Origin of the sequence: Rubellimicrobium arenae (assembly GCF_017916275.1) — a bacterium.
Taxonomy (GTDB): Bacteria; Pseudomonadota; Alphaproteobacteria; order Rhodobacterales; family Rhodobacteraceae; genus Rubellimicrobium; species Rubellimicrobium arenae.
This window is the reverse complement of sequence record NZ_JAFMST010000005.1, coordinates 20,975-44,920: the sequence shown is the minus strand read 5'-3', so window position 1 is coordinate 44,920 and position 23,946 is coordinate 20,975. Positions and strand designations below refer to the sequence as shown.

Sequence of the window (23,946 nt, the reverse complement as noted above, 5' to 3'; positions counted from 1 at the left end):
GGCGGACGTCATCGCGTGGCGGGCGCCCGGCCGCCCGAGATCCGGGCGGAGGCCGCACGGATCGCAAAGCCCAGGAAGGGCTCCGACGCGAACCGACCCGCGCAGGCCTCGAGCACGGGCAGGCAGTCCGGGCCGCCGATCTCGGCCAGAACCTCGACGGCGGCCGCGCAGGGGTTCGGCTCCCGTTCCCGGGCGATCATGCCGCACAGGAGGGCGGCGGCCTCTCCGGCGGGCATGGCGCGCGCGATCTCGGCGGCCAGGACGCGGATGTCGGGGTCCTCATCCGCCAGGAGCGCCGGCAACTGCGCCAGCGTGGCGGGGAGCCCCTGAAGCGTCGTCAGGGCGGCCGACCGCAGGGCGGCATCATCGGATCGAAGATGCGGGAGGAGCGCCGCGACGGCAGCATCCCCGCCGATCCGCGCCAGCGCCGTCAGGATCGCCTCCCGGACGCTGCCATCGCGCTCGTGGGCGAGCATGCGACCCAGCGGCCCGGCGCTCTCGGGATTGGGCGGCAGGAGCCTGGTGGCCGCGCGCCGCGCCTCGGGATCGGGGGACGACGGGTCTGGCCGGGACGTCGGCGTCGGATCGGCCGGAGGGATCGGGCTGGAGCCGTCGCGGCGGGTCAGGGGCATGTCAGGGCACCATGCGGCAAAGGTTGAGCGGGATCTCGTCGAGGGGCGCGACGATGTCGGCCCCGCCCGCGCGGACCAGTTCCCCGGGCATTCCCCAGATGACTGCCGTCGCCTCCGACTCGGCGATCGTTCGGCCGCCTTGGCCGCGCAGTCGCGTCATGGCCTCGGCGCCGTCGCGGCCCATGCCGGTCATCAGCACGCCGATGAGGCGACGCGGCGGCATGTGCTCCATGGCGCTTTCGACCAGCCGGTCCACGCTCGGGTGCCAGAGGTAGCGATCCGAGGCGGGGGCAACGACCGCCGCCAGCTCACTGCCCCGGCGCGCCACGAGCAGGTCGGCGTCGCCCCGGCCGATATAGGCCCGCCCGGGCCGAAGGGGCATGGGTCGGTCCACCTCGACCACCTCGATCTCGCAAAGGCCGTTCAGGCGTCGGGCGAGCGCGCCGGTGAAGGTGGCGGGCATGTGCTGGGCCACGAGAAGCGGCCAGGCGAACCCTGCGGGAAGGCGGGTCAGCAGGTTTTCCAGCGCCGGCGGGCCGCCTGTCGAGGTCCCGACCAGCACCAGACCTTCCGCGACGGGCCCCCACCCCTCCTGCAGGCGCGTGGAGCGGGCCACGGGGCTGCCGGCACCGACGCGATGACGGACGACCTCGGACAGCCGCAGGCTGCGGCGTGGCCGGGCGCCCGCGGCGGCGCGGACCTTGGCTACGATAAGGGGACCGAACTGATCCATCTCGAGCGAGACGGCGCCGCCGGGCTTGGTCACGAAGTCCACCGCGCCGAGCCGCATCGCCTCGAGAGTGACGTCCGCCCCTCTGGCGGTCAGGGCCGAGACCATCACGACCGGACAGGGCGCCTCCACCATGAGGCGGTCGAGGCAGGCCAGGCCATCCATGCGGGGCATGTTCACGTCAAGGGTGACCACGTCGGGGCGCAGGCTTCGCGCCAACGCCAGCGCTTCCTCGCCGTCGCGGGCCGTATGCACCTCGAAGCCGGATTGCCCCGTGAACAGCCCGGTCAGGAGCTTCCGCATGAGCGCGGAGTCGTCGACGATCAGGAGCCGGATCATGCCCCGCCCTCTCCGGTCCGCGCAGGCCCGGACGGGTCGAGCCCTTCGAGCAGCCGGTCCACGTCAGGGAGGAGGACCGTGCGGCCCTGCCCCATCCTGGCCACGCGCCCGACCTCTGCGCCATCCGGCGAGGGGTCCAGGGCCGCGTCGGGCAACAGCGCGATGCGGCTTCCGGCGTCGACCACGAATGCGGCTCGCCGGTCCTTATGCGACAGCACCAGAAGGTGATCGTCCGACCGGGCGGGCCTGGAGGGCAACCCAAGCCGGCGCTGCAGATCGAGGACAGGCACGGCCCGGCCGCGCAGGTTCATCACCCCGTCGAAAAAGGCCGGCGCGCGCGGCAGCCGGGACATCCGGGACGGACGCGGCACGATCTCCTCGACCACCTCGATGGGCACAGCCAACTCGCTTGTCCCCAGGTGGAACGTCAGGACATGGGTCATGTCTTCTGGATCAGCCGCCAGGGAACGACGCGCCGGGGCGGCTTCGCTGGACAGGACCCGGTGCAGCGTGCCGGGATCGAGCAGGCGTTCCGGGGACAGGAGCGCCACCAGCCGACGCCCCCCGTCCAGACGCGCGACGCCCTCCAGTTCGGCCTGGGACCCGGCATCCTGCCCGAGCAGAGGCGAGACCGGGTCGAGATCCGTCTCGTCGAGCCGTCGGATGGCCGTGGTCCGGTCGACGGCGATACCGACGCTCCGGTTGCCCAGCGCCACGACCACCACATGTCCGTCCGAGGTCGCTGGCGGGGGCACGCCAAGCAGGCGACGCCCCGACAGGACGGTCAGGGGTGCGCCTCGGAACTCCATAAGGCCGGGCGAGGCGCCGTCCTCGCGCATCGCCTCAAGGAGGTCCGGCGGCATCGGGACGATCTCTCGCACCGACCCCAGCGGCAATCCATAGTCCTGGCCCGCGAGAACGAAGCCGAGGACCGAGATCCGTTCGGCGCGGGTTCGTCCAGCCTGCGCGAAACCCTGCGGAGTCGCAGCCGATCCGACCCGGTGCTGAACGCCTTGGGCGCGGAACTCGCGCGCCAGCACGGGCGCGGGGTCGAGGACCGGGACTTCGCCCGCGTCCAGATCCAGCATGGAGGACCAGGCCAGATGGCCGATCGGCCGGATCCGGTCGGCAGCCACCTCGATCAGCGACATGACACGGTGGACGCGCAGACCGACAAGGTCGGGAGCACCGAGGACGACCACCTGCCCCGGGTCCCCTGCTGCTTCGCCGGGGCGGTCGAGCAGCCGCCTCGCATCCACCACGGGCAAGGCTCGTCCATGCAGATTGGCAATCCCGTCGAGGCAGGCGGGGCTCCGGGGCAGCCGGACCAGGGACGGGAGACGGATGACCTCGCGCACGTGGTCCGCAGGAAGGGCGCAGGCGGCGTCACCCACCTGAACGCGGAGGAACCTGTGCGGTCCTCCGGTCATGCTGCCGGCGTCAGCCCTGCCCGACATGAAGCTCGTCCGCCAGCAGGGCGATCTCCTCGATCGCGGCGGCAAGATCCTCGGCCCCCCTGGCCTGCTGGCGCGCCGCGGTGGCAGCCTGCGTGGTCGCGCTGCTCGCCTGCTCGGCGGCGGCGGCGATCCGATGGGCTCCGGCCCGAGCCTCGCGGGCCGCGGTCGCGATGCCGTCCACCCCGCCGAGGATGTCGCGGCTGCCCGCAACCAGCGCCTCGATCTCGGAGTCGACAAGGGTCAGCGCAGCCGTGACGGCCCGGTTCTTCTGCACCTCCAGCTCGGAAATGGCGGCCACTTGTTCCAGCTCCCGGCGGACGTTCCCGACGTGATCCTGGATGGCGCGCACGGCCTCCCGGATCTCGGCCGCGTCCTCGAAGGCATCCCGGGCGAGCGCCCGGATGTCCGCCGACACCTGGGCAAAGCCTGCACCCTCCTCGCCCGCACGCGCGGCCTCGATGGAGCCGTTGACGGCGAGCATGCTGGTCTGGACGATCACCATGTTGATCGCGTCCACGATCCGGTCGATCCGCCGTCCGGCGGCTTCGAGCCCGGCCACGAGAGTGAGGCTGGCCCGGGTGTCCTGAAGGGACAGCTCGACCCCTTCGATCAGGCGGGTCACGGCCCTGCGGCTTTCGCCCACCATCTCGCGGACCGAGGTCGCGCGGTCCAGGGCCTCGCGGGCGGTCGTGCGCGCCAGGTCGGCCCCGGCCTCGATCTGCTCCATCGCGCGGCTCGACTGCTGGGCGGCCGCGGCCTGGGCCTGCGCGCCCCGGCTGATCTGCTCCACGGCCGCCATGATCTGCGCCGCGGCGCCGGACAGCTCCTGGACCGTTCCGGACAGTTCCTCGGCGGCGGCCCCGATCTCGCCCGCCGCCTGGGCCAGGGAGGGGCTGCCGCGGAGGTCGTCGGCCACCTCGGCAAGGGCCTGGGCCGTGAGCTGGCTTTGATCCAGAGCCGTGCTCTGCTGCTCGATCGCCTGGAGCGCCTCGCCGGAGGCGGCCGCCAGCTCTTCGGAGGCCGAGGCGACCTGATCGGCGCCTCGCTGCACCTCGCGCGCGGCGCTCTCGGACTCCATCGACCGGACGAGGATCAGGCGGGACCCGTCGGCCAGGGTCACCATGTCCCGGCGCATGTCCTCGAGGGCGGCCACGACGTCGTGGCCGCGCCCGGCCTCCCGGACCGCCACCTCGGCCGCCGTCTCGATGGCCTTGGCGACCTCGACGGCCTCCTCCCGGATCCGTTCGGCCAGCAAACGCGCGTCCGAGGCATCCGTCTCGGCCCGCTCGGCCAAGGCCCGCACCTCGTCGGCCACCACGGTGAAGCCCCGGCCCATATCGCCCGCGCGGGCGGCTTCGATGGCAGCGTTCAGCGCCAGCAGGCTCGTCTGGTCCGAGATGCGCGTGATCCTTCGGGTGACCTCTCCGATGGCGTCGGCCTGGCGCTGCAGGGCATTCGTCGTGGCCACCGAGGCGACCTGCCGGTCGGCAGCGCCCGAGATGCTGGCGACCGACAGGCCGATCTGGCCACTGGCTTCGGCCAGTTGGGTCTGAAGCGCCTCGGTCCGGCGCCGGCCTTCCTCGGCCCGGCTGCGGGCCTCGGTCAGCGCCCCCAGGATGGCGGTGGCAGCGGTCAGGGATTGCTGGGATGCGCCTGCGGCATCCTCGGCGCCGGCGGCGATCTGGGTCATGGCGCGCCGGAGTTCCTCGGCCGCGGCCGCGGCTTCGGCGATGCCGCTGGCCAGCTCCTCCGTCGCGGCGCCGACCCGCTCCGCGATCTTCTGCTGCCGGGCCCGGGCCCTTTCGCGCGTGCGCAGAAGACCGGGAGCGGTCGGCTCGCGCTCCGGCACGGGCCTAGCCTCGCGCGATTGAAGATCGCCGGACTTCCTGAGCGGCATCCCATTCCTCCGAAACTGCTTTGCCGCCAGTAATTCGAAGGCGGACGCCTTTGTCCAAGGGGATTCCGGGCCGACGGTCGAACGTCGCCACGGGACGGCCCCGCGCCGACCTGGGCGGCCCAGGCTGGAGGGACCGTCCTGACACCCCCAAGCGACCTGCGGTCGCCTGTCCAAGGCCATGCGGCACCATGTCGACGCAGATCCGCGTCGGAACGGAACCGACAAGGTCGGAGGGAACCAGCCCAGGGCTTGGACCGGGCCGGTCCGGCGGTCAGTCCTCGGGCAGCGCGCGGACGGCGCCCTGCGCTGCCGATGTGGCAAGCATGGCGTAGGCCTTGAGGGCGCTGCTCACCTTGCGGGCCCGGGGCGCTGCGGGCTTCCAGCCCTTGGCGTCCTGCTCGGTCCGGCGGCGGGCCAGCTCGTCCTCGGGCACGGCCAGGGTGATGGTCCGGGCGGGAATGTCGATCTCGATCCGGTCCCCTTCGCGCACGAGACCGATCGCGCCGCCGGAGGCGGCTTCGGGGCTCACGTGGCCGATCGAAAGTCCCGAGGTCCCGCCCGAGAAGCGCCCATCGGTGATGAGCGCGCAGGCTTTGCCCAGTCCTTTCGACTTGAGGTAGCTGGTGGGATAGAGCATCTCCTGCATCCCCGGCCCGCCCTTGGGGCCCTCGTAGCGGATCACGACGACGTCGCCGGCCTTGATGCGGTTGGACAGGATCGCCTCCACCGCGGCGTTCTGGGACTCGACCACCCGGGCCGGACCCGAGAAGACGAGGATCGATTCGTCCACGCCCGCCGTCTTCACGATACAACCCTCGGGCGCGAGGTTGCCCGACAGCACCGCAAGGCCGCCATCCTGGCTGAAGGCGTGCGCGGCGTCCCGGATCGCGCCCTTCTCCCGGTCGAGGTCCAGCTCCTTCCAGCGGCGGGACTGGCTGAAGGCCTCGGTCGTGGCGACGCCGCCGGGGGCCGCCTGGAAGAACTGGCGCACGGATTCGTGGTTCGTGCGGCTGATGTCCCACTGGTCGATGGCTGCGCCCAGGCTGCGGGCGTGGACCGTGGGCACCTCGCGGTGAAGGAGCCCCGCCGCGTCGAGCTGGCCCAGGATCGCCGGGATGCCGCCCGCGCGGTGCACGTCCTCCATGTGGACGTCCGACTTGGCGGGCGCGACCTTGCACAGGCAGGGCACGCGGCGCGACAGGCGGTCGATGTCCTCCATGCCGAAGTCCACGCCGCCCTCGTGCGCGGCGGCGAGGATGTGCAGCACCGTGTTGGTCGATCCCCCCATGGCGATGTCGAGCGCCATGGCGTTCTCGAACGCCTCCTTGGTGGCGATGGAGCGGGGCAGCACGGTCTCGTCGTTCTGCTCGTAGTAGCGGCGGGCGAGGTCCACGACGAGGTGGCCCGCCTCCACGAAGAGCCGCTTGCGGTCCGAGTGGGTCGCGAGCGTCGAGCCGTTGCCCGGCAGCGACAGGCCCAGCGCCTCGGTCAGGCAGTTCATCGAGTTCGCGGTGAACATCCCCGAGCAGGACCCGCAGGTCGGGCAGGCAGACCGCTCGATCTGCTGAACCTCGGCGTCGGTCACGGCGTCGTCGGCGGCGGCGACCATGGCGTCCACGAGGTCGAGCGCGACCTCCTTGCCGCGCAGAGTGACCTTGCCGGCCTCCATCGGCCCGCCCGAGACAAACACGACGGGGATGTTGAGCCGCATGGCAGCCATCAGCATCCCGGGCGTGATCTTGTCGCAGTTCGAGATGCAGACCATGGCGTCGGCGCAATGCGCGTTGACCATGTATTCGACGCTGTCGGCAATGAGCTCGCGCGAGGGGAGGCTGTAGAGCATCCCGTCATGGCCCATCGCGATGCCGTCGTCGACAGCGATGGTGTTGAACTCCTTGGCGACGCCTCCTGCGGCCTCGATCTCGCGGGCGACGAGCTGGCCCAGGTCCTTGAGGTGGACGTGGCCCGGCACGAACTGCGTGAAGGAGTTCACGACAGCGATGATCGGCTTGCCGAAATCCTCGTCCTTCATGCCCGTCGCGCGCCACAAGCCTCGGGCGCCGGCCATGTTTCGGCCATGGGTCGTGGTGCGGGAACGATAAGCGGGCATGGGCTGGGCCTCAGGCGGGACAAGGGTTGCGCACCCATGGCGCGGGTCGCCGTCACGATCAAGAGCGCAAACGCGCGAGGGCGCCGGATCGACCCGGCCAGGGCAGCCCGCGCGATCGCGCTCACGTCGCCGGTCCATGCGCCTCGCACCGGCCCGCCGAGCCGCCGTGTGAACGAGGCGGAAGACCGCCTTCGGCGTCCGGAACGCCCGGCGATCCGCCAGCGCGGCTAATGGCTTGCCTGGCGGACAAGCAGGGCTGGCATCTGCCGGGGAAAAGGTTTGGACAACATCGACTTGTTCCCCCGCGACAGAAGGAGAACATGCCGCCGAAGAAGTCGCTGCTTTGGTTTTGGGTCGCCTGTGCGCGCCGGACGGGCGACATTCGGGCGCCGCATCCGTGAAAGCTCGGCGGCCGGACGCCCTTTGCCCGCATCAGCGCCGCCGGAACGTCGGCCACATGCGCTGGAACACGCCGTCGCGCAGCACCACTGCGTGGAACAGGGCCGCGCCGATATGAAGCGCGATGAGCGCGATTAGCAGGAGGCGGTTCCAGCGGTGGACCGCCTGGGCCGCATCGGCCAGACCCCCAGACCGCGGCACCGGGCTCGGGATGCCCCAGGCGTCGAGCCACTCGATCGGAAAGCCTCCGGCCTTCACTCGAATGTATCCGGAGACCGCCTGAACGATCAGCAGAAGATATAGAGCCTCGTGCGTGAGGCCAGCGACCCGTCTCTGCCAGACCGGGACGCTCGGGGGCAAAGGCGGGGGTGGGTGCCGGATGCGATACACGAGCCGCAGGAGGACGACCCCAAGGATCACCATGCCGATGTTCTTGTGGTAGATGAACAGGGCATCCTGGAGCGGGCGATCCAGCCCCTTCCGGACCATCAGCTGCCCGGCCGGGATCGTGCTGAGGACGAGTGCCGCCGTCAGCCAGTGAAAGACCTTGGCCGGAGCCCGGTAAGCACCGGCAGACAACGTCGGGACGGCAGATGGGGCCACGACCATGCGCAATCCCCCGGAGGTTCACTTCGCCATCCTAACAGGGCCGGCTTCGATTTCGAAGCCGCTTGCGTCATGATCTTGACGCGTGGGCAGAAAGACGGACTTGCTGGAGCCATGCTCCGCAGCGGCCATGCCCCAAGGTCACTCTTCGGCGCGCGGACGGCTGCGCTCCGCGCCGGACTGGCCGCCCTGATCCTGCTTCCCCCGGTCTGGTTGGCGGGGTCTACCCTCGCGCCCGGAGGAGGACCTGTCGCGGTGGGCGCGCACCTGATCATCTCCACCGTGATCGTGATGTCCTTCGGCCGACACTGGTCGCCGCCGCTCCTGGGACTGGCCAACCTCGTGACGCTGCTTCGCGCGGCGCTGGCCAGCCTGTTGTCCGTCCCTATCGTCTTTCCTCCGGACTCCGCATCATCGACGTCGTGGCTGCTGGCGGGTGGGGCGGCGATCGCGCTCGCTCTTGACGGTGTCGACGGAATGCTGGCCCGCCGCACGGGGCTTGCGACCGCGTTCGGCGCCCGGTTCGACATGGAGGTGGATGCCGTTTTCGCCGCCCTCCTGTCGATCGCGATCCTGCGGATGCAGGAAGCGGGGCCGTGGATCCTGCTGCTCGGCCTGATGCGGTACCTTTTCGTCCTGGCGAGTTGGCCCCTGCCCTGGCTTGCCGCCCCCCTGACCCAGCGGCGTCGCCGCAAGGCCGTCTGCGTGATCCAGATCGCGACCCTGGTGGCGCTGCTGTCCCCGCTCGTTCAGCCCCCGCTGTCGGGTATCCTTGGCGCTGTCGCGACCCTGCTGCTCGCCTGGTCCTTCGGCACGGACATCCGCGAGCTTGCCTCGGGGCGGAGCCGGGCGTGGGAACGGTAGCCCGACGTCTCCTCGCCGCCGCCATCCTGCATCTGGCGCTCATCCAGCCGAACCATCCGGGCGCGCTGACCTGGGGGGCCCTGACCCTCGTTCCGCTCGAACTGCCGGTGCTGACGCTGGGGCTCGCGGCGCTGGGCGAACGGGGTCGGGGGCGGCGTGCCCTTCGATGGGGCCTTGGATCTCTCCTCGCGGCCATCATCACCCTGAAGTTTGCGGACCTCGGAACCACCATCGCCTTTGGCCGGATGTTCGATCCCCTGACCGACATGCAACTTGTCCCGGCAGGACTGCGGCTGCTGCATGGGATCGCCGGGCCATGGATCACACTGGGCCTGCTGGCGGGCCTCGGACTCGCGTTGATGGGAACGCTGGCTGCGCTGGTGTGGGCGCTGGGGGTGTGGGCCGCGCTCGGGCTGGCCCCGCGCGGGCGATGGATCGCCGGCCTCGTGGCGGCAAACTTCGCGATGCTGGCGATCAGCGAGACCGGCCTGCACCTCGGCGCGTGGCGTGGGATCAACCCGCCCGGCTCGGCCTTCACGACCCGCGTCGCAGCGGAACATGTCCGGGACCTCGCCCGGTCCCGCGCCGCGTTCGCCGACTTTGCCCAAGCGGCACGGCGCGATCCCTATGCCGGGCGGGATGACCTCTTCGACCGCCTGGGGACGCGCGACCTCATCGTCATCTTTGTCGAAAGCTACGGCCGCGCGAGCTTCGACAACGCCCTCTACGCCCCGACCCATATGGGTTCGCTTCGCGAGGCCGAGGGAAAGCTCCGGCGCGCGGGCCTGGCCAGCCTGTCGGGCTGGCTCGTCTCGCCGGTCGAGGGCGGGCAGAGCTGGCTCGCTCATGCGACGCTGGCCTCCGGCCTTCGGATCTCGGACCAGCGGCGCTATGGCGCGCTGCTGGCCAGCCCCCGCCGCACGCTCTGGCACCTGGGCGCGGCGTCGGGCCGCCACCCAGCCGCCGTGGAGCCAGCCATCGTCCTGCCCTGGCCCGAGGGCGGCAAACTCGGCTTTCGGACCCAGCTCAACGCCGCGAAGCTCGGGTACGAAGGCCCGCCCTTCAACTGGGTGACGATGCCGGACCAGTACGTGCTTTCGGCCTTTCGCGACAGGATCGGACCGCAGCACGAGCCCCTGTTCGTCGAGATCGCGCTGATCTCCTCCCATGCCCCCTGGACGCCGGTGCCGCGGCTGGTGCCCTGGACCGAGGTGGGCGACGGCCGGATCTTCGCCGACCAGGCCAGCGCCGGCCCCTCGCCCGAGGAGGTCTGGGCGGACGAGGCGCGCGTGCGGGACCAGTATCGCAGGTCGCTCGACTATTCGCTCCGGACCGTGATGGATTGGGCGGCGCTCGCGCCGGACCCGCGGCCCCTTCTTCTGGTGCTGGGCGACCACCCCCCTGCGGGTTTCGTGTCGGGGATCGAGGGATCGGACGTGCCCATGCACCTGATCGGCCCGCCCGATCTGATCGCCGCCTTCAAGGGCTGGGGCTGGACGCCCGGGCTCGTGCCGGCCGGGGACGTCGCGCCATGGCCGATGGAGGAGGTCCGCGACCACCTCGTGGAGGCTTTGACCACGTCCGGGCCGCGCTGAACCTTTGCACCAGGCCCTTGGTCCGAACAGGACCACGCTTCGCTTCCCTTAGGTCAATGGACGCCGTAGCATGAAGGACAGGAGGAGACCGCGATGACCCGATCTGCGCCCACCCGCCGCCAATTGCTGTTCACCGCCGGTTCGCTGCTTGGCTCCGGGCTCCTGGGGGTCCGGCCGACCCACGCCCAAGGCATCCCGGTGGCGATGCAACTGTCCTGGCTCCACTCGGTCCAGTTCGGAGGCAGCTACATCGCGCTTCGGAACGGATATTGGGCCGAGCAAGGGCTGGATGTCACGTTGCTGCCCGGAGGCCCCAATGCGCCTGTCGCGCCCCCGCTGGTCGCCGGGCAGGCGCTGCTGGGGCGCGGGGCGGCGGACTACGACGCGGCCGCGGTCGCGCAGGGGGCTCCGTTCCGGATCATCGGAGTGGCCATGCAGAAGAACCCGTTCTGCATCGCGTCCCTGCCCGCAAACCCCGTGCATGAGCCCCGCGACCTCCTGGGCAAGCGGCTGGGCATGGCGCTCATCAATCGTCCGGTCCTCGACGCGCTGTGCGCGCTCAACGGCATCGATGCCACCGCCATCGAGATCGTGCCGACCCAGTACGACGCGGCGCCGCTGCTCCAGGGCCAGGCCGACTGCCTGCTCTGCTGGGCGACGGACCTGCCGGTGGCGATGGCCGTCCAGGGGGTGGACAGCGTGGTCATGCTGATGGCGGATCATGGCTACGAGATCCACGCGCAGACCTACATCGCCACCGAGGACAGCCTGGCCCAGCGCCGGGACGAGATCGTGAAGCTTCTCAGGGGCGAGGCCCGGGGCTGGCAGGACTATCGCAAGGACCCGGCCGCCGCAGCCGCGCTGACGGTCGAGATGTTCCCGGACCTCGGCCTTGACCCGGAGGCCCAGCGCATCCAGGCCGAGCGTCAGCTTCCCCTGATGTTCACGGACGTCACGGACGCGCACGGCTTTGGCTGGTTCACGGACGAATCCGTCGAGGCGAACATCCGCACGCTGGCCCTGCTCGGCCAGGAGGTCGGCCCGGACCTGTGGGACCGGTCCGTCCTGGAGGAGGTGCATGGCAACTGACCGACCGCCAAGCATCGAGGTTCGGGACCTGAGCAAGAGCTACGGCCACGGCCCTCATCGGATCGAGGCTCTGGTGGATCTCAACCTGCGGGTCGAGGCCGGACGCACAACGGCGCTGGTCGGTCCGTCGGGCTGTGGGAAATCCACCCTGCTGCGCCTTGTGGCGGGGCTGGAGACGCCCACCTCCGGATCCTTGCGGATCGGAGATGAAACGCCGGAGGCAGTCCGCGCCCGGGGCGATCTTGCCGTCGCCTTCCAGGATGCGGCCCTGCTGCCCTGGCGCAGCGTGCGCGGAAACGTGGCGCTGGGCCGCGCTCTGGCGGGCTTGCAACGCGACAGGACCGCGGTGGACGCGCTTATCGCCCTGGTCGGCCTGTCCGGGTTCGAGGAGCGCCGGCCCGCGGAGCTGTCGGGTGGAATGCGACAGCGGGTGGCCATCGCGCGGGCCCTCGCGGGCAGGCCCCGTCTTCTGCTGCTCGATGAACCTTTCGGTGCCGTGGATGAATTGACGCGCGGGCAACTTCATCAGGATCTCGCCCCGCTCTGGCAGGCGCAGGGGACGACCACGTTGCTCGTCACCCATTCGGTGGCCGAGGCCGTGCGGCTGTCGGACCGCGTCGTGGTGCTCACGCCCCGGCCGGCCCGGGTCGCGGCGGACATCGCCATCGACCTGCCGTGGCCGCGCGGGACGGGCATCGGCTCCAACCGGTTCCACGCCTTCTGCGACGAAGTGTCCGCCGCGCTGCGGGACAGTGGCGGCGACCAGCGACTGGCGGCGCAATGACGGGACAGGCCCTCGTTCCCCTGCGCCCGGGGCCATGGCTGCAGGGCGCTGGCGTCCTTGGCCTGCTCCTGGCCTGGGAAGGCGCCTCGCAGGCCTCGCAGAGTCACTTCGTCCTTGCGGGGCCGAGCCAGATCCTGGAGCGCCTGCGACTGGACGGAGGGCTGCTGCTGCGCGCCCTGCTGGCCACCCTGAGGGCCGGGGCGCTGGGATTTGCGCTGGGGGTGGCCGTCGGGCTTGGGCTCGCGCTGACGGCCGTGCTGGCACCGCGTGTGGAACGACCGCTCACCACGATCTCGCTTCTCCTGTTCTGCCTGCCGCTGGTGGCTACCGGGCCGGTGCTCCGGGTGATCCTTGGCCCCGGAATCGGTCCACAGGTCGCGCTGGCGGCGCTGGCGGTGGTCCACACCACCTTTACCACTGTCCTCGTGGGACTGCGGGCGGCGCCGGCCAGCTGGTTCGACCTCGTCCGCAGCTATGGACGGACACGCTGGGCCGAGCTCTGGCAGGTCCGTCTGCCTGCGTCGGTCCCTTACCTTCTGGCGGCCTTGCAGATCGCCGCTCCGGCCGCTCTCCTCGGCGCGATGGTCGGAGAGTTCACGGGGGCCGAACGGGGTTTGGGCGTGCTCACGATCCAGGCGATCCGGTCGCTCGACGTGGTCGGCGCCTGGACGATCGCCACGGTCGCCGCGGCTTCCGCGATGGCCGTCCATGGCGGCCTCGGCGTGCTGGGGCGACGCCTCGACATCATTCCACCCCCTGTTCTCCTCGCCCCGCCGCCCGACCCGCCCGTCCGGAGCCCGGCTGCCCGAGGGCTTGCTCTGCTGGGCCTCATGGGGTTCGTCCTGCTGCTCTGGCAGGGTCTCATGGACGCCTTGGCCCTGTCGCCCTTCTTCGCCAAGCGGCCCGCGGATGTCTGGGCCTATCTGGTCGCGGGGTCGGATGCGGCGGTCCATCGGCAGACCCTTCTGGTGGCCCTGGGAGAGACCGCGTCCCACGCCTTGCCCGGAGCTTTGGCAGGGCTCGCGTCCGGAGCGGGGCTCGCCGCCCTTCTCGTCCTCGCGCCCCCATTCGCGGCTGCGGTGCTGCCCCTGTCGCTGGCCCTGAGGTCGATCCCGGTCGTCGTGACGGCGCCGCTGATCGTGCTCGGACTGGGACGCGGCCCGGCCGGAACCATCGCCGTCGTCGCGGCCATGGTGTTCTTTCCGACCCTCGTCGCCTGCCTGAGCGGGTTGCGCCACGCTTCGCGTCCGATCCTGGACATCCTGGACAGCTACGATGCCGGGCGGATCCGGCGCCTGGCGATCGCGCAGCTTCCGGCCATGCTGCCGGCCCTCTGCGCATCGGCGCGCATGTCGATCCCTGCGGCGATCCTGGCCACGACCACCGCGGAATGGCTGGCCACGGGACGGGGTCTGGGAAGCCACATGGCCATGACCGCGATGACGTCCGACTATGCCGCGCTCTGGAGCAGCATCGTCCTGATCGGCCTTGCGGCCCTGGCGGCCCATGCAGGGATCGCAGCCCTGGAACGGGCGCTCCTGGCCCGCTTTGCGCCCGAGCAACTCGCCCCATGAGACCGGCAGCCTTCGCCATCCCGGGCGACCACCGTCAGAAGACCGGCGGCTTCATCTACGAACGGCGGCTGCTTGAGGAGTTGCGGGCCGCCGGTCGGGACGTTGCGCACCTTATGCTGCCGGCCTCCTATCCCGCCCCTTCCGAAGGGGAGGCCCGGGCTGCGGCCGAATCCCTGCGCGCCCTGTCCTCCGATCGGCCGCTGATCCTCGACGGGCTCGTGTTCGGCGCGATCGACACCGGGGTCCTGGCCTCCCTCGCCTGCCCGGTCATCGCCATGGTCCACCACCCCCTCGGGCTCGAAACCGGCCTGCCGCCGGCGCGTGCGGCCCATCTCCTCGCGCGGGAGGCTGCGAACCTGCGGCATGTGGCCCATGTCGTGGTCCCAAGCGCGCATACCGCCCGGGTGCTCGTGGCCGATTTCGGCCTCGACCCGTCGCTCGTGACGGTCGCGCCCCCGGGGCATGACGGACCGCGCGGCCGACGCCCTCTGGGGACCGAGCAGCCGCTGATCCTGTCGGTGGGGCTGCTCGCGCGACGAAAGGGGCATGACGTGCTGATCCGCGCCCTGTCCCGGATCGCCGATCTGGACTGGGTGGCCGAGATCGTGGGCAAGACCCATGAGGTGCAGGTCCGCGACGAACTGCGGTCGCTGGTGGACGAGCTCGGCCTCCGGTCGCGGGTCTTGCTGGCGGGCGAGGTCGAGGACGCCGACCTCGCCCGCCGCTACCGCGAGGCACGGATCTTCACGCTCGCCACCCGCTACGAGGGCTACGGCATGGCCTTGGCCGAAGCTCTGGCGGCGGGGCTTCCCATCGTGACCTGCCGGGCCGGGGCGGTCCCGGACACGGTGGGATCGGCGGCGCTCCTCGTCCCGCCGGATTCACCGGAGGCTCTGGCCGGGGCCTTGCGGGACCTCCTGACCGACGACACCCTTCGCACCGAGCTTGCCACGCGGGCCGAGGCGGCCGGCTTGCGCCTTCCGACCTGGTCCGACACCGCCGCCATCATGGGGACCGTGCTGGACCAAGTCGAGGCTGGTCCAAACGGAGCGGCGCGGCGGACTACCGGCCGAACTTGCCCTTGAGCGCATCTGCGAAGGCGTTGCCGCCCGAGGAGCCTCCCTTCGGCGATGCCGACGACGGACCTCGGGCCGGAGCCTTGCCGGAGCCCTGGCCCCGTTCGCGCGCCTGCTCCCGGGCCTCGCCCGAGTCGCTCCTCATGGTCAGGCCGATCCGCTTGCGCGGGACGTCGACCTCGACCACGCGGACCTTCACCACGTCCCCGGCCTTCACCACCTCGTGCGGGTCCTTCACGAAGCGGTCGGCCAGCTGGCTCACATGCACGAGGCCGTCCTGGTGCACGCCCACGTCGACGAAGGCTCCGAACGCCGCCACGTTGGTCACGGTCCCCTCGAGGAGCATTCCTGGCCTGAGGTCGCCGATCTCGTCGACACCTTCGGTGAAGGTCGCCGTCCTGAACGAAGGCCGGGGATCGCGACCGGGCTTTTCCAGCTCCGCCAGGATGTCCTTGACCGTCGGCAGGCCGAAGCGGTCATCCACGAAGGCGCGCGGGTCCACCTTCTTGAGCGCGGCGGCATCGCCCATTAGGGCGCGGATGTCCCGCCCGCAGGCTTTCACGATCTTCCGGGCCACCTCATAGGCTTCGGGGTGGACCGACGAGGCGTCGAGAGGCTCGTCCCCCGCCGGGATGCGGAGGAAGCCCGCCGCCTGCTCGAAGGCCTTTGGCCCGAGCCGCGCCACCTTGAGAAGATCGCGCCGGGTGCGGAACGGACCGTTCTGGTCGCGGTGGGCGACGATGGACGCCGCGAGCGAGGCCCCCAGGCCTGACACGCGCGCGAGAAGAGGCGCGGACGCGGTGTTGAGGTCCACGCCCACCGCGTTCACCGCATCCTCGACCACCGCTTCGAGGGAGCGACCCAGGCGGCCCTGGTCGACGTCGTGCTGGTACTGGCCGACCCCGATGGACTTGGGCTCGATCTTCACCAGCTCGGCCAGCGGATCCTGCAGGCGGCGGGCGATCGAAACCGCGCCCCGAAGCGAGACGTCGAGATCCGGGAATTCCTTGGCGGCCAGTTCGGACGCGGAATAGACCGAAGCGCCGGCCTCGCTCACGATGACCTTCACCGGCTTTTCGGAGCCCGGCAGATGCGCCAGCAGGTCGGCCACCATCTTCTCGGTCTCGCGGCTGGCTGTGCCGTTGCCGATGGCGATGAGCCTGACTCCGTGCCTGGCGATGAGCTGCGCCAGGGTGACTTGGGCCCCGCGAAGGTCGTTCCTGGGCTGGAAGGGGTAGACGGTCTCGGTGGCCATGACCTTGCCCGTGGCATCGACCACCGCGACCTTCACGCCCGTCCGGATGCCGGGATCGAGGCCCATGGTCGCCTTGCCCCCGGCCGGCGCCGCCAGGAGCAGATCCTTGAGGTTCCGGGCGAAGACGCGGATCGCCTCCTCCTCGGCCCGCTCGCGCAGCTCGACCATCAGGTCGAGGGACAGCGAGCCCCGCAGCTTCACACGCCACGCCCAGCTCGCCGCCTCGCGGAGCCAGCGGTCGCCCGCGCCGGCTCCGGCGGCGCCCAGCGCCGCGGCGCAGGTCCTTTCGGCCGGGCTTTCGCCACGCGGGGCCTCGTCGTCGATGGCCAGGTCGACCGCGAGCGCGCCTTCGTTCCGTCCGCGCAGCATCGCCAGGACGCGGTGGGACGGCGCGGTGGCCCAGGCCTCCGAATGGGCGAAGTAGTCCGAGAACTTGGCGCCCTCGGCCGCTTTCCCGTCCACGACCTTCGCCGTGAGCCGCGCCACCTGCCTCATGTGGGCGCGCAGGCGGCCGAGAAGATCGGCATTCTCGGCCAGACCCTCGGCCAGGATATCGCGCGCGCCCTCCAGGGCTGCCTTGGCGTCGGGCACGGCTTCGGTGACATAGGCCGCCGTCAGAGCTGCAGGGTCCGCGGCGCGGTCGGCCAGGATGGACTCGAACAGCGGCTGGAGACCGTTCTCGCGCGCGATCATCGCCTTGGTGCGGCGCTTGGGCTTGTAGGGCAGATAGATGTCCTCGAGCTCGGCCTTGGTCGTGGCCGAGGCAAGCGAGCGGGCCAGTTCGTCCGTCATCTTGCCCTGACCGGTGATCGACCCGACGATCGCCGCCCGCCGCGCCTCCATGTCCCGCAGGTAGGTCAGGCGCTCGGACAGGGTCCGCAGCTGCGTGTCGTCCAGCCCACCGGTGGCTTCCTTCCGATAGCGGGCGATGAAGGGGACCGTGGCGCCGCCGTCCAAAAGCGTGATCGCGGCCTCCACCTGCGGGGCGCCGGCGCCGATCTCGGCGGCGATCAGGTGAGGGATGCGGCGGGCGGCGTCCTGGGTCATGGGTCGTCCTGCTGACTCGGAGAGAAAACGGTCACCCGCCATAGCGTCGGCGGGGAACCGGGCCAAGACCCGAGAGCATGGGCAAGGCGCCGCGCCCCGGCGACCAATCGTCCGCACCAGTCGTCAGGTCGGGACCGGACAGGCGAGCGGCGCGCCAAACGCGATCGCGGCGGCCGCAAGGACGTGACCCTGAGATCACGGAACGTTTGCTCGGGCGGCATGTGACCGATCGTCCCGCTTGGGGTTGATATTGCACCCCCCTGCCCTCTAGTTCGGAAGGGAGTTGGCCGGGGCGCCCGGTCTTTCTTGACACCACAAGCAAGACCTCCGGGCGAACCACCTTCGAGGAGGTCCGTTCCGTGGTCCCGTGAAACGCCGGACGAAGGAGTAGGCTGACCCGCGCATGGCTGAACCGAACCTGATCCTTCTTCTCGTCCTTCTGCCCTTTGCGGGCTCGGTGATCGCGGCCACGATGCCGACGGGCGCCCGGAACGGCACGGCCTGGCTGTCGGGCCTGATCATGTTTGCCGGCCTGCTGATCCTTGCAGCGGTCCACCGGCCCGTGGCCGAGGGCGAGGTGCTGCGGTACGCGATCTCCTGGGTGCCGTCGCTCGGCCTTGATCTTGTCTTCCGGCTTGACGGCTTTGCGTGGCTTTTCGTGACGCTGGTGCTGGGGATCGGCGTGCTGGTCGTCCTCTATGCGCGGTATTATCTGGCGAAATCAGATCCTTCGCCGAAGTTCTTCGCGTCCATCCTAGCCTTCGCCGGGGCCATGGTTGGCCTGCTGACATCGGGCAACCTCATCATGCTCGTGGTGTTCTGGGAACTCACGAGCCTCATCTCCTTCCTGCTGATCGGGTATTGGCAGCGTAGCCCGGCGGCCCGGGATGGCGCCCGGATGGCGCTGGTGGTGACCGCGGCCGGAGGGCTCTGCCTCCTGGCGGCGATGCTGCTCCTGGGACAGATCGCGGGCACCTATGACCTGGACGGAGTGCTGGCGGAAGGGAGCCAGATCCGGTCGCATCCGCTTTATGGCGTGACCCTGGCCCTGTTCCTGATTGCGGCCTTCACCAAGTCCGCCCAGGTTCCGTTCCATTTCTGGCTGCCGAACGCGATGGCGGCGCCGACGCCGGTGTCAGCTTTCCTCCATTCGGCCACCATGGTGAAGGCGGGGGTCTTCCTGCTCGTCCGGTTCTCGCCCGCGCTTGGAGGAACCGAGGCCTGGTTCTTCACGGTGACCGGGATCGGAATGGCGACCCTTCTCTTCGGCGCGGTGATCGCCCTGTTCCGGCACGATCTCAAGGGCCTGCTGGCCTATTCGACGATCAGTCACCTGGGCCTGATCACGGCGCTTGCCGGGATCGGAAGCAACGGGGCGATCGTCGCGGCCATCTTCCACATCGCGAACCATGCGGTCTTCAAGGCCTCCCTGTTCATGGCAGCCGGCATCATCGACCATGAGACAGGGACGCGCGACATGCGTCGGCTCAGCGGGCTGATCCGGCTGATGCCCGCGACGGGAAGCCTGGCCATCGTGGCGGCATTCGCGATGGCGGGGGTGCCGCTGCTCAACGGCTTCCTGTCCAAGGAGATGTTCTTTGCCGAAGCCGTCGAGTGGCACAACGGGACCTGGCTCGACGACTCGCTGCCCTACATCGCGACGTTGGCCAGCGTCTTTTCGGTGGCCTATTCGATGCGCTTCATCATGACGGTGTTCTTCGGGCCGCCACCCGTCGACCTGCCGAAGACGCCCCACGAGCCGGTGACATGGATGCGGCGTCCCGTCGAGCTCCTGGTCCTGATCTGCCTCGTGGTCGGGATCATCCCGGGCCTCACGCTTGGCCCCACGCTGAACATGGCCGCGCGGTCGGTGCTGGGGGCGGACATGCCCTATTACAGCGTCGCGGTCTGGCATGGGTTCAATACGCCCCTGATCATGAGCCTGATCGCCATGGTCCTGGGCGCAGGCCTTTATCTGGTCTTCGCGCGCGCCATCCAGAACGGCCCCGAAGGCCCGCCCCTGGTCCACAGGATCCAGGCTCAGCGCTTCTATGAGCGAGTGATGCTGGTTGCCACCTGGACCGGGCCGCGTCGCCTGCTGCGGCTGGTCGGGCCGGATCGGCTTCAGCCGCAGCTCCGGCTGATCGTGCTGCTGGCCATCGCGGGGACGGTCTACATGATGTGGGGCTCGGCCGGGACGCCGCCCCGGCTCGGCCCGACCGAGCTCAACCCGGGCTTCCTGGTCATGTGGATCGTCGGCGCATCCTGCGCCATCGCCGCCGCGTGGCAGGCCAAGTATCACCGCTTTGCGGCGCTGGTGCTCCTGGGAGGCGCCGGCCTGGTCACCTGCCTCACCTTTGCCTGGTTCTCCGCGCCGGACCTTGCGGTGACGCAGCTCCTGGTCGAGATCGTCACGACGGTCCTTCTTCTCCTGGGCCTTCGCTGGCTCCCCAAGAGGCTGGCCGAGATCCCGGGCGACCAGCTGCGGGCCGCGCGCATCCGGCGGGGCCGCGACCTCGTGATCGCCCTGGTCTTCGGGGCCGCGATGTCGGCGATCGCCTTCATGGTGATGACCCGGCCACAGCTTGCGACCGTGGGGGACTGGTTCCTGCGCAACGCCTACTCGGAAGGTGGCGGGACGAACGTGGTCAACGTCATCCTCGTGGACTTCCGGGCCTTCGACACCTTCGGCGAGATCACGGTCCTGGTCATCGTGGCCCTGTCGGTGTTCGCGCTGCTCCGACGATTCCGCCCCGCCACCGAAAGCGCGGGCCCCCCCGAACAGCAGGTGGCTCCGGAGGCCCGGCCACTGAGCGACTACATGATGGTGCCCGCGGTCATCATGCAGTGGATGTTCCCGGTCATGATCGTCCTGTCGGCCTACCTCTTCCTCAGAGGGCATGACCTGCCGGGCGGCGGCTTCTCCGCGGGGGTCACCCTGGCGATTGCCTTCCTGCTCCAGTACCTCGCCACCCATGTCCGGCTCGTGGAGTCGCAGCTCACCGTCTTGCCGGCGCGCTGGATGGGCTTCGGCCTGCTGACGGCCGGGGGAACGGGGATCGGCTCCTGGGTCTTCGGCTATCCGTTCCTGACGGCCCATGCGCAGTACGTGAACCTTCCGCTGATCGGCGAAGTGCCGGCGGCGACGGCCATGATCTTCGACCTGGGCGTCTTCGGGGTGGTCGTGGGCGCCACGATCCTGATGCTGATCGCGATCGCGCACCAGTCGCTCCGCTCGGCCCGCACCCGCGCCCATGACGAGGCGCCCGCCCGCGAACAGGAGGAGGCCGCCTGATGGAAATCGTCCTGTCCGCCGCCATCGGCATCTTGGCCGCCTCGGGCGCTTGGCTCCTGATGCGACCCCGCACGTTCCAGGTCATCGTCGGGCTCTGCCTGCTGTCCTATGCGGTCAACCTGTTCATCTTCGCCATGGGGCGCCTGACCGTGGGGGCCCCTGCGATCATGCCCAAGGGCGGGTTCGTCAACCCCGACGCCTATGCGGACCCGATCCCCCAGGCCCTAGTCCTGACGGCCATCGTCATCAGCTTCGCCACCACGGCGCTCTTTCTTGTCGTGATGATCGCCTCGCGCGGGTTCAGCGGCACGGACCATGTCGACGGGCAGGAGCGCAACCTGTGACGGTCTCGCCCGAGCATCTCCTCATCGCGCCCATCCTCATCCCCTTCTTCGCAGGGGCGCTGATGCTGCTTTATGGCGACGAGCGGCAGCGCAAGGCCCGGCTCGTTCTCAGCTTCGGCTCGGCGGTCGCGCTGCTCCTGGTCGCCTGGGAGCTGCTGGCGCGCGCCACCCAGAGCCCCTTGGCCGAGGGCGGAGCCATGGGGTTCTATCTCCTGGGGGACTGGGCCGCGCCCTTCGGCATCGTCCTGGTGCTCGACCGCCTGTCGGCGATGATGCTGGTCCTCGTGGCCGTCCTGGCGATCCCGGCGCTGGTCTATTCCCTGGCGGGCTGGCAGCGGCAGGGGCAGCATTTCCACGCGCTGTTCCAGTTCCTTCTCATGGGGCTCAACGGGGCGTTCCTGACGGGCGACCTGTTCAACCTGTTCGTCTTCTTCGAGGTGCTGCTGGCGGCCTCCTACGGTCTCCTCCTGCACGGGTCCGGTGCCTTCCGGGTCCGCGCCGGGCTGCACTACATCGCGGTCAACCTCACCGCCTCGCTGATGTTCCTGATCGGCGTCAGCCTGATCTACGGCGTCACGGGGACGCTCAACATGGCCCATCTGGCCGGGCTGATCCCGACCCTGCCCGACGCCGAACGGCCGCTCCTCCATGCCGGCGCGGCCATCCTGGGCCTCGCGTTCCTGGTCAAGGCGGGCATGTGGCCCCTGTCGTTCTGGCTGCCCTCGGCCTACATGGCGGCCTCGCCCCCGGTGGCGGCCATCTTCGCGATCCTGACCAAGGTCGGAGTCTACGCCGCGCTGCGGCTGTCGATGCTGATGTTCGGGCCGGGGGCTGGACCCTCGGTCGGCATGGGCGCCGAGGTGCTGATGGTGGGCGGCATGCTGACCGTCTTCTTCGGCATGCTGGGCGTCCTGGGCAGCCAGGGACTGGGGCGGATGGCGGGCCATCTCGTCCTGATCTCCTCGGGCACGGTCCTGGGGGTGATCGGCTTTGCCCTGGCCGACGGCGGCAGCGCCATGCTGGCCGGCGGCCTGTATTATCTGGTGGTCTCGACCCTGGCCTCCAGCGCGCTCTTCCTGCTGATCGAACCGATGAGCCGGGAGGACGGCGACATCGCGGCCATGCTGGCCCTGACAGCGGACGCCTATGGCATCGAGGACCCGCCAGAGGATGAGGACGCCGGAGTGGGTCTGGCGATTCCGGGGTCCCTCGCCATGCTGAGCCTGTGCTTCGGGGGATGTCTCCTGGTTCTGGCGGGCCTGCCCCCGCTGGCCGGCTTCGTGGGCAAGTTCGCGATCCTGTCCGGCCTGCTGGCCGGGACCGGGCTGGCGGTGCCCTGGGGCTGGGCCTGGACCTTCATGGCACTTCTGCTGGCCTCGGGCCTTGCCACCTTGATCGGGCTCGTCCGGGTCGGCGTGCAGGTCTTCTGGACGACCGAAGGCGCCCCCCAGAAGGTGTGGGCTCTGGAGGTCGGACCCCCTGCGGGGCTCCTCATCCTCGCCGCCGTGATGACCATCGAGGCCGACGATATCATGCGCTACATGGAAGCCACCTCCCATGCGCTGCACACGCCCCCCGTTTACACGACCGGGGTGAACCTCGCGCCGCGCATCTCGGACCAGCCGGAGGAGGCCGAATGAGCCGGCTCCTGCCCTACCCGGTGCTGACGTTCGGGCTCGTGCTGATCTGGCTCATCCTGACGCGTTTCTCGCTCGGACACCTTCTGCTTGGCACCTGCGTCGCCATCCTCGCGAGCTGGGCGATGGGGGCGCTGCAGCCGGACCGGCCCAGCCTGCGCCGCGCCACGGCCATCCCCGGCCTCGTGGGCATCGTCGCCTGGGACATCCTGAGGTCGAACGCCGCCGTCGCCTGGCTCATCCTGTCGGGCGGACGTGGCGGGGCGCGGCGTTCCGGCTTTCTGCGCATCCCGCTCCGCCTTCGTCATCCCGCCGCGCTGGCGGTTCTCGCGATCATCGTCACCGCCACCCCGGGCACGGCCTGGCTGGAATACGACCCGGAGACGGGCGTCCTGCTCCTTCATGTCTTCGACTTGGTGGACGAGGGAGACTGGCTGGATCTGATCCAGAACCGCTACGAGGCCCGCCTGCTGGAGATCTTCGAATGAGTGGAACGATCCTGGCCTTTGCGCTCGGCTTTGCCCAGATCGCGCTGGCCCTTGCGGGGGCTCTGGCCGGGCTGCGCATCCTTCGGGGTCCGAGGGCCCAGGACAGGGTTCTGGGACTGGACACATTCTATATCACCGCGATGCTTCTGTTCATCGTGACAGGGATGCGCTCGGGCAGCCTGTTCTTCTTCGAAGCCGCCATGGTCATCGGCTTCATGGGATTCGTCGCCACGGTGGGACTGGCCAAGTTCCTCATTCGCGGCGAGGTGATCGAATGAGCCACCTGGATTCCGTTCCCCTTTGGGTCGCCATCCCCGTGGCCCTGCTGATCGTCCTGGGCAGCGGCCTCACGCTCCTGGGCACCATCGGGCTCGTGCGTCTGCCCAGCTTCTACGACCGGCTCCATGCCCCGACGCTTGGAACCAGTTGGGGAACTCTGGGCATCGTTCTCGCCTCGGCCATCCTGTTCACCTGGCTCGAGAAGAGGCTGGTCATCCATGAGCTTCTCATCGGCCTGTTCGTCATGATCACGACGCCCGTCACCTTGATGCTCCTGGGCCGTGCGGCCCTGCACCGCGACCGGATCGAGGGGCTCGACGCCGCTCCGCCGCCGGCCGGGGCGCCGGATAATCCGGACGAGCAGCTCCCTTGATCCGACCCGAAGGGCGGCCGTAGTCTTCGGGACCGGGGAGACGCGAGCTGCGTCCTCCTGGCCGGCAGATCGATCC

At 70.2% G+C, this 23,946-nt stretch carries 19 protein-coding genes; 12 read left to right on the top strand and 7 right to left on the bottom strand.

Features of this window, described 5'->3' with window-relative positions; genetic code table 11:
- Nucleotides 1-8 precede the first annotated feature (8 nt).
- The 6 genes from J3P31_RS09135 to J3P31_RS09110 all read right to left on the bottom strand — a co-directional run bounded on the left by J3P31_RS09135 (nt 9) and on the right by J3P31_RS09110 (nt 8,173).
- The gene (locus tag J3P31_RS09135; RefSeq protein WP_210528132.1) at nt 9-632 is read right to left on the bottom strand and encodes a HEAT repeat domain-containing protein; all 624 of its coding nucleotides are present in this window, start codon (nt 630-632) and stop codon (nt 9-11) included.
- A 1-nt stretch (nt 633) separates the two neighbouring features.
- Nucleotides 634-1,701, bottom strand: coding sequence for a chemotaxis-specific protein-glutamate methyltransferase CheB (gene cheB, locus J3P31_RS09130; RefSeq protein WP_210528131.1), 1,068 nt, complete (start codon nt 1,699-1,701; stop codon nt 634-636).
- A complete protein-coding gene (locus tag J3P31_RS09125; protein ID WP_210528130.1) occupies nt 1,698-3,158 on the bottom strand; it encodes a chemotaxis protein CheW in 1,461 nt (486 codons plus the stop codon). The genes cheB and J3P31_RS09125 overlap by 4 nt, the downstream gene beginning before the upstream one ends.
- The gene (locus tag J3P31_RS09120) at nt 3,142-5,055 is read right to left on the bottom strand and encodes a methyl-accepting chemotaxis protein (RefSeq protein WP_210528129.1); all 1,914 of its coding nucleotides are present in this window, start codon (nt 5,053-5,055) and stop codon (nt 3,142-3,144) included. The genes J3P31_RS09125 and J3P31_RS09120 overlap by 17 nt, the downstream gene beginning before the upstream one ends.
- A gap of 271 nt (nt 5,056-5,326) precedes the next feature.
- Nucleotides 5,327-7,165, bottom strand: a complete 1,839-nt coding sequence (gene ilvD / locus J3P31_RS09115; RefSeq protein ID WP_210528128.1) for a dihydroxy-acid dehydratase — start codon at nt 7,163-7,165, stop codon at nt 5,327-5,329.
- Nucleotides 7,166-7,597: 432 nt separating this feature from the next.
- Entirely contained in the window at nt 7,598-8,173 is a 576-nt protein-coding gene (locus tag J3P31_RS09110) for a cytochrome b (RefSeq protein WP_210528127.1), read from the bottom strand.
- Nucleotides 8,174-8,284: 111 nt separating this feature from the next.
- Between J3P31_RS09110 and J3P31_RS09105 the strand changes: the two genes are divergently transcribed.
- From J3P31_RS09105 to J3P31_RS09080, 6 genes are all read left to right on the top strand, one after another.
- The gene (locus J3P31_RS09105; RefSeq protein ID WP_210528126.1) at nt 8,285-9,034 is read left to right on the top strand and encodes a CDP-alcohol phosphatidyltransferase family protein; all 750 of its coding nucleotides are present in this window, start codon (nt 8,285-8,287) and stop codon (nt 9,032-9,034) included.
- Nucleotides 9,022-10,629, top strand: a complete 1,608-nt coding sequence (locus J3P31_RS09100) for a sulfatase (RefSeq protein ID WP_210528125.1) — start codon at nt 9,022-9,024, stop codon at nt 10,627-10,629. The genes J3P31_RS09105 and J3P31_RS09100 overlap by 13 nt, the downstream gene beginning before the upstream one ends.
- Nucleotides 10,630-10,722: 93 nt before the next feature.
- The gene (locus J3P31_RS09095; RefSeq protein ID WP_210528124.1) at nt 10,723-11,718 is read left to right on the top strand and encodes an ABC transporter substrate-binding protein; all 996 of its coding nucleotides are present in this window, start codon (nt 10,723-10,725) and stop codon (nt 11,716-11,718) included.
- Nucleotides 11,708-12,502: an ABC transporter ATP-binding protein gene (locus J3P31_RS09090; protein WP_210528123.1), complete on the top strand. Its 795-nt coding sequence runs from the start codon at nt 11,708-11,710 to the stop codon at nt 12,500-12,502. The genes J3P31_RS09095 and J3P31_RS09090 overlap by 11 nt, the downstream gene beginning before the upstream one ends.
- A complete protein-coding gene (locus J3P31_RS09085) occupies nt 12,499-14,076 on the top strand; it encodes an ABC transporter permease (RefSeq protein ID WP_210528122.1) in 1,578 nt (525 codons plus the stop codon). The genes J3P31_RS09090 and J3P31_RS09085 overlap by 4 nt, the downstream gene beginning before the upstream one ends.
- On the top strand, nt 14,073-15,161 hold the full coding sequence (locus J3P31_RS09080) for a glycosyltransferase family 4 protein (protein ID WP_210528121.1): 1,089 nt from the start codon (nt 14,073-14,075) through the stop codon (nt 15,159-15,161). The genes J3P31_RS09085 and J3P31_RS09080 overlap by 4 nt, the downstream gene beginning before the upstream one ends.
- On the opposite strand, the gene J3P31_RS09075 is transcribed toward J3P31_RS09080, so the two are convergent.
- Nucleotides 15,139-17,454 carry a Tex family protein gene (locus J3P31_RS09075; protein ID WP_210528120.1) on the bottom strand — a complete coding sequence of 772 codons (2,316 nt, stop codon included), beginning with the start codon at nt 17,452-17,454 and terminating at the stop codon, nt 15,139-15,141. The two genes, J3P31_RS09080 and J3P31_RS09075, sit on opposite strands and share 23 nt — an antisense overlap.
- A gap of 403 nt (nt 17,455-17,857) precedes the next feature.
- On the opposite strand from J3P31_RS09075, the gene J3P31_RS09070 reads away from it, so the two are divergent.
- Genes J3P31_RS09070 through mnhG form a run of 6 tightly spaced genes read left to right on the top strand, consistent with a single transcriptional unit; the run spans nt 17,858 to nt 23,870 of the window.
- Nucleotides 17,858-20,749 (top strand): monovalent cation/H+ antiporter subunit A, encoded by a 2,892-nt coding sequence (locus tag J3P31_RS09070; protein ID WP_210528119.1) that lies wholly within the window; start codon nt 17,858-17,860, stop codon nt 20,747-20,749.
- Nucleotides 20,749-21,093 (top strand): Na+/H+ antiporter subunit C, encoded by a 345-nt coding sequence (locus tag J3P31_RS09065; protein ID WP_210528118.1) that lies wholly within the window; start codon nt 20,749-20,751, stop codon nt 21,091-21,093. Before J3P31_RS09070 ends, J3P31_RS09065 begins: the two co-directional genes overlap by 1 nt.
- Nucleotides 21,090-22,733: a monovalent cation/H+ antiporter subunit D gene (locus J3P31_RS09060; protein ID WP_210528117.1), complete on the top strand. Its 1,644-nt coding sequence runs from the start codon at nt 21,090-21,092 to the stop codon at nt 22,731-22,733. Before J3P31_RS09065 ends, J3P31_RS09060 begins: the two co-directional genes overlap by 4 nt.
- Nucleotides 22,730-23,218: a Na+/H+ antiporter subunit E gene (locus tag J3P31_RS09055; RefSeq protein ID WP_210528116.1), complete on the top strand. Its 489-nt coding sequence runs from the start codon at nt 22,730-22,732 to the stop codon at nt 23,216-23,218. The genes J3P31_RS09060 and J3P31_RS09055 overlap by 4 nt, the downstream gene beginning before the upstream one ends.
- Complete coding sequence (locus J3P31_RS09050) at nt 23,215-23,496, top strand: K+/H+ antiporter subunit F (protein WP_210528115.1); 282 nt, start codon at nt 23,215-23,217, stop codon at nt 23,494-23,496. The genes J3P31_RS09055 and J3P31_RS09050 overlap by 4 nt, the downstream gene beginning before the upstream one ends.
- Nucleotides 23,493-23,870, top strand: coding sequence for a monovalent cation/H(+) antiporter subunit G (gene mnhG / locus J3P31_RS09045; protein WP_210528114.1), 378 nt, complete (start codon nt 23,493-23,495; stop codon nt 23,868-23,870). The genes J3P31_RS09050 and mnhG overlap by 4 nt, the downstream gene beginning before the upstream one ends.
- Nucleotides 23,871-23,946: the final 76 nt, after the last annotated feature.

Coding starts and splice junctions, on each gene's coding strand:
- J3P31_RS09095 (WP_210528124.1), top strand. CDS start 10,723: ATGACCCGATCTGCGCCCACCCGCCGCCAATTGCTGTTCACCGCCGGT.
- J3P31_RS09080 (WP_210528121.1), top strand. CDS start 14,073: ATGAGACCGGCAGCCTTCGCCATCCCGGGCGACCACCGTCAGAAGACC.
- J3P31_RS09065 (WP_210528118.1), top strand. CDS start 20,749: ATGGAAATCGTCCTGTCCGCCGCCATCGGCATCTTGGCCGCCTCGGGC.
- J3P31_RS09085 (WP_210528122.1), top strand. CDS start 12,499: ATGACGGGACAGGCCCTCGTTCCCCTGCGCCCGGGGCCATGGCTGCAG.
- J3P31_RS09090 (WP_210528123.1), top strand. CDS start 11,708: ATGGCAACTGACCGACCGCCAAGCATCGAGGTTCGGGACCTGAGCAAG.
- J3P31_RS09070 (WP_210528119.1), top strand. CDS start 17,858: ATGGCTGAACCGAACCTGATCCTTCTTCTCGTCCTTCTGCCCTTTGCG.
- J3P31_RS09110 (WP_210528127.1), bottom strand. CDS start 8,173: ATGGTCGTGGCCCCATCTGCCGTCCCGACGTTGTCTGCCGGTGCTTAC.
- J3P31_RS09105 (WP_210528126.1), top strand. CDS start 8,285: ATGCTCCGCAGCGGCCATGCCCCAAGGTCACTCTTCGGCGCGCGGACG.
- J3P31_RS09055 (WP_210528116.1), top strand. CDS start 22,730: ATGAGCCGGCTCCTGCCCTACCCGGTGCTGACGTTCGGGCTCGTGCTG.
- J3P31_RS09050 (WP_210528115.1), top strand. CDS start 23,215: ATGAGTGGAACGATCCTGGCCTTTGCGCTCGGCTTTGCCCAGATCGCG.
- J3P31_RS09135 (WP_210528132.1), bottom strand. CDS start 632: ATGCCCCTGACCCGCCGCGACGGCTCCAGCCCGATCCCTCCGGCCGAT.
- cheB (WP_210528131.1), bottom strand. CDS start 1,701: ATGATCCGGCTCCTGATCGTCGACGACTCCGCGCTCATGCGGAAGCTC.
- J3P31_RS09120 (WP_210528129.1), bottom strand. CDS start 5,055: ATGCCGCTCAGGAAGTCCGGCGATCTTCAATCGCGCGAGGCTAGGCCC.
- J3P31_RS09075 (WP_210528120.1), bottom strand. CDS start 17,454: ATGACCCAGGACGCCGCCCGCCGCATCCCTCACCTGATCGCCGCCGAG.
- mnhG (WP_210528114.1), top strand. CDS start 23,493: ATGAGCCACCTGGATTCCGTTCCCCTTTGGGTCGCCATCCCCGTGGCC.
- J3P31_RS09125 (WP_210528130.1), bottom strand. CDS start 3,158: ATGTCGGGCAGGGCTGACGCCGGCAGCATGACCGGAGGACCGCACAGG.
- ilvD (WP_210528128.1), bottom strand. CDS start 7,165: ATGCCCGCTTATCGTTCCCGCACCACGACCCATGGCCGAAACATGGCC.